The 3,646-nt window shown below is 67.1% G+C and carries 4 protein-coding genes; all 4 read left to right on the top strand.

The window, feature by feature from the left end; translation table 11 throughout:
* On the top strand, positions 1-325 hold a 325-nt coding region (locus N5J73_RS24040), incomplete at its 5' end, for a DUF2147 domain-containing protein (protein WP_279941373.1).
* Positions 326-427: 102 nt separating this feature from the next.
* On the top strand, positions 428-2,494 hold the full coding sequence (gene metG, locus N5J73_RS24035) for a methionine--tRNA ligase (RefSeq protein WP_049443913.1): 2,067 nt from the start codon (positions 428-430) through the stop codon (positions 2,492-2,494).
* A gap of 78 nt (positions 2,495-2,572) precedes the next feature.
* Positions 2,573-3,163 carry an HAD family hydrolase gene (locus N5J73_RS24030; RefSeq protein ID WP_049443911.1) on the top strand — a complete coding sequence of 197 codons (591 nt, stop codon included), beginning with the start codon at positions 2,573-2,575 and terminating at the stop codon, positions 3,161-3,163.
* A gap of 25 nt (positions 3,164-3,188) precedes the next feature.
* Positions 3,189-3,602, top strand: a complete 414-nt coding sequence (rnfB, locus tag N5J73_RS24025; protein ID WP_053091904.1) for an Rnf electron transport complex subunit RnfB — start codon at positions 3,189-3,191, stop codon at positions 3,600-3,602.
* The last annotated feature ends 44 nt before the right edge of the window (positions 3,603-3,646 follow it).

The following is a 3,646-nucleotide window of genomic DNA, read 5'->3' as shown; positions in this document are numbered from 1 at the left end:
GGTGAAGTCGATCGTCGAGATCACCCAGGCCGCCAACGGCACCCTGACCGGCAAGGTGGTCGACATCCTGCACTCGGACAAGGGCCCGAACCCGGTCTGCGACGGCTGTGAAGGCGCCAACAAGAACAAGCCGGTGAAGGGCATGACCATCCTCTGGAACCTGAAGGCCGATGGCGCCAACAAGTGGTCCGGCGGCACCATCCTCGATCCGGCCAACGGCAAGACCTACAAGTCGAAGATGGAACTGCAGCCCGGCGGCACCAGGCTTGACGTGTCCGGCTGCATCGCCTTCATCTGCCGCGCGCAGACCTGGCAGCGCGAATAAGCGCCCCGGCCCCCGCTTCATCCCCGTGACCCGGCCCCGGCCGGGTCACCTCGTTGCGGGCATGCGATACTCTGCGGTTCCCCTCGGCTTCACCCCGCGACCATGACCCGTACCGCGCTCGTCACCACCGCCCTGCCCTACGCCAACGGCCCGCTGCACCTGGGCCACCTGGTCGGCTACATCCAGGCCGACATCTGGGTGCGTGCGCGGCGAATGAGCGGCGGCAAGGCCTGGTTTGTCTGCGCCGACGACACCCATGGCACGCCGATCATGCTGGCCGCGGAAAAGGCCGGGGTCACCCCGGAAACCTTCATCGCCAACATCCAGGCCAGCCACGAACGTGACTTCGCCGCCTTCGGCGTGGCCTTCGACCACTACGATTCAACCAATTCGGCGGCCAACAAGGCGCTGACCGAGCAGTTCTACCTGAAGCTGGAAGCGGCCGGCCACATCAGCCGGCGTTCGGTGGCGCAGTTCTACGACCCGGCCAAGGGCATGTTCCTGCCCGACCGCTACGTCAAGGGCATCTGCCCGAACTGCGGCAGCCCTGACCAGTATGGCGACAACTGCGAAGTGTGCGGCGCGACCTATGCACCGACCGACCTGAAGGAACCGCGTTCGGTCATCTCCGGTGCCACGCCGGAGATGCGCGATTCGGAGCACTTCTTCTTCGAGGTGGGCCACTTCGATGCGTTCCTGCGCGAATGGCTGGCCGGCGATGTTGCCCTGCCGGGCGTGAAGGCCAAGCTGGGTGAGTGGCTCAATGCCGAAGGTGGCCTGCGCGCGTGGGACATCTCGCGCGATGCGCCGTACTTCGGTTTCCAGATTCCCGGCCAGCCAGGCAAGTACTTCTATGTCTGGCTGGATGCGCCGATCGGCTACCTGTCCAGCTTCCAGACCCTGTGCGGCAGGATCGGCGAAGACTTCGAAGCGCACCTGCGCGCCGGCACCGCCACCGAGCTGCACCACTTCATCGGCAAGGACATCGTCAACTTCCACGGCCTGTTCTGGCCGGCGGTGCTGCACGGTACCGGCCACCGCGCGCCGACCCGCCTGCACGTCAACGGCTACCTGACCGTGGACGGCGCCAAGATGAGCAAATCGCGCGGCACCTTCGTGATGGCGCGTACCTTCCTCGATGCCGGCCTGGAGCCGGAAGCGCTGCGCTACTACTACGCCGCCAAGTCCGGCGGTGGCGTCGACGATCTCGACTTGAACCTGGGTGACTTCATCGCCCGTGTCAACGCCGACCTGGTCGGCAAGTTCGTCAACCTCGCAAGCCGCTGCGCCGGCTTCATCAGCAAGCGCTTCGACGGCCAGCTGGCCGCGCAGCTGCCCGATGCGGCGCAGTACCAGCGCTTCGTCGATGGCCTAGCGCCGATCCGTGAAGCCTACGAACGCAACGACCCGGCCGCGGCGATCCGCCTGACCATGACCCTGGCCGACGAAGCCAACCGCTACATCGACGACGTCAAGCCGTGGGTCATCGCCAAGCAGGAAGGCGCCGATGCGCAGCTGCAGGCCGTGTGCAGCCAGGGCCTGAACCTGTTCCGCGTACTGGTCACCGCCCTGAAGCCGGTGCTGCCGGCCACCGCCGCACAGGCCGAGGCCTTCCTGGCCGCGCCGGTGAACGACTGGACCGAGCTGGCACAGCCGCTGCTCGGCCACCGCATCACTGAGTACACCCCGCTGTTCACCCGTATCGACCCGAAGAAGATTGACGCCATGATCGACGCCTCCAAGGACACCCTGCAGCCGGCCGCCGCTGCCGCCCCCGCCGCCAAGCCGGCCGCTCCGGCTCCGGCCAAGGACGACGCAAAGAGCGCCGACGCCCCGACCTACATCGGCATCGACGATTTCGCCAAGCTCGACCTGCGCATCGGCAAGGTGCTGGTGTGCGAGTTCGTGGAAGGTTCGGACAAGCTGCTGCGCTTCGAACTGGATGCAGGTGAACTGGGCAAGCGCCAGATCTTCTCCGGTATCCGCGCCAGCTACGGCGAGCCGGAGAAGCTGGTCGGCCGCAGCGTGGTGTTCATCGCCAACCTGGCCCCGCGCAAGATGCGCTTCGGCCTGAGCGAAGGCATGATCCTGTCGGCCGGTTTCGACGGCGGTGCGCTGGCGTTGCTGGACGCCGACAGCGGCGCGCAGCCGGGCATGCCGGTCCGCTGATGCCTGCAGCGGGCGTGGCCTCGGCTGCGCCCGCCGGCAGCACCGGCCACCGTAGGCAACGCGATGGGAAGCAACGGAATGGAACTGGCGCTGTTCGACTTCGACCACACCGTGACCACCTGCGATACCTATGGCCGTTTCCTGCGCCGGGTGGCCACCGCCGAACAGCTGGCGCAAGCGTGGTGGAAGGTCGGCCCGTGGCTGGCCGCGTACAAGCTGAAGCTGATCTCGGCCGAACGCATACGCGCACGCGTCACCCGCCTGACCTTCAGCGACCGCCACAGCGATGACATCGCCACGCTGGCGGTCGGTTTCTCGCGTGAGTTCCTGCCCGACGTGGTGCGCCCGGAAATGCTGGAGCAGATCCGCTGGCACAAGGAACAGCAGCACACCGTGGTGATCGTGTCCGGCTCGCTGGATCTGTACCTGCGGCCATGGTGCGAGCAGCTGGGCCTGCAGTTGATCTGCAACCGGCTGGAAAGCCAGGACGGTCGTCTGACCGGTCGCTATGCCGGTGGCGACTGCGGCCCGCGCAAGGTCGAGCACATCCGTCGCCAGTTCGATCTGTCGCGCTACGTGCGCATCCATGCCTACGGCGACAGTTCCGAAGACAAGCCGATGCTGGCGCTGGCCCACGAGCGCTGGTTCCGTGGCAAACCCCTGAAATGACCCCACCGCGCAGCCTTCGCCACGCATGAGCCTGATCCCGCCCCTGACCGAACGCCTCGACCGCCTGCTGCCGCAGACCCAATGCGGGCAATGCGGCTACGACGGCTGCCGCCCGTACGCGCAGGCGATGGCGCGCGGCGAGGCGAATGTGGACCGCTGCCCGCCGGGGGGCGATGCCGGTGCGCGTGCACTGGCGCAGGTGCTGGGCGTACCGGCCAGGCCCTACGACCGTGCGCGCGGCGAGCACAAGGCGCCGCAGGTGGCGTTGATCGTGGAAGCCGACTGCATCGGCTGCACCAAGTGCATCCAGGCCTGCCCGGTGGATGCCATCGTCGGCGGCGCAAAGTACATGCACACGGTCATTGCCGATCTGTGCACCGGCTGCGAGCTGTGCATTCCCCCATGCCCGGTGGATTGCATCGAGCTGGTGCCAACGTAGCCACCGGACCAACCGGCGGTGGAGCGGCGGGGTAGAGTCGACTG

Source organism: Stenotrophomonas sp. GD03654 (genome assembly GCF_029845105.1).
GTDB lineage: Bacteria > Pseudomonadota > Gammaproteobacteria > Xanthomonadales > Xanthomonadaceae > Stenotrophomonas > Stenotrophomonas africana.
The sequence above is the reverse complement of the archived record's forward strand: the minus strand, read 5'-3'. Positions and strand labels throughout refer to the sequence as shown.

Coding starts and splice junctions, on each gene's coding strand:
- metG (WP_049443913.1), top strand. CDS start 428: ATGACCCGTACCGCGCTCGTCACCACCGCCCTGCCCTACGCCAACGGC.
- N5J73_RS24030 (WP_049443911.1), top strand. CDS start 2,573: ATGGAACTGGCGCTGTTCGACTTCGACCACACCGTGACCACCTGCGAT.
- rnfB (WP_053091904.1), top strand. CDS start 3,189: ATGAGCCTGATCCCGCCCCTGACCGAACGCCTCGACCGCCTGCTGCCG.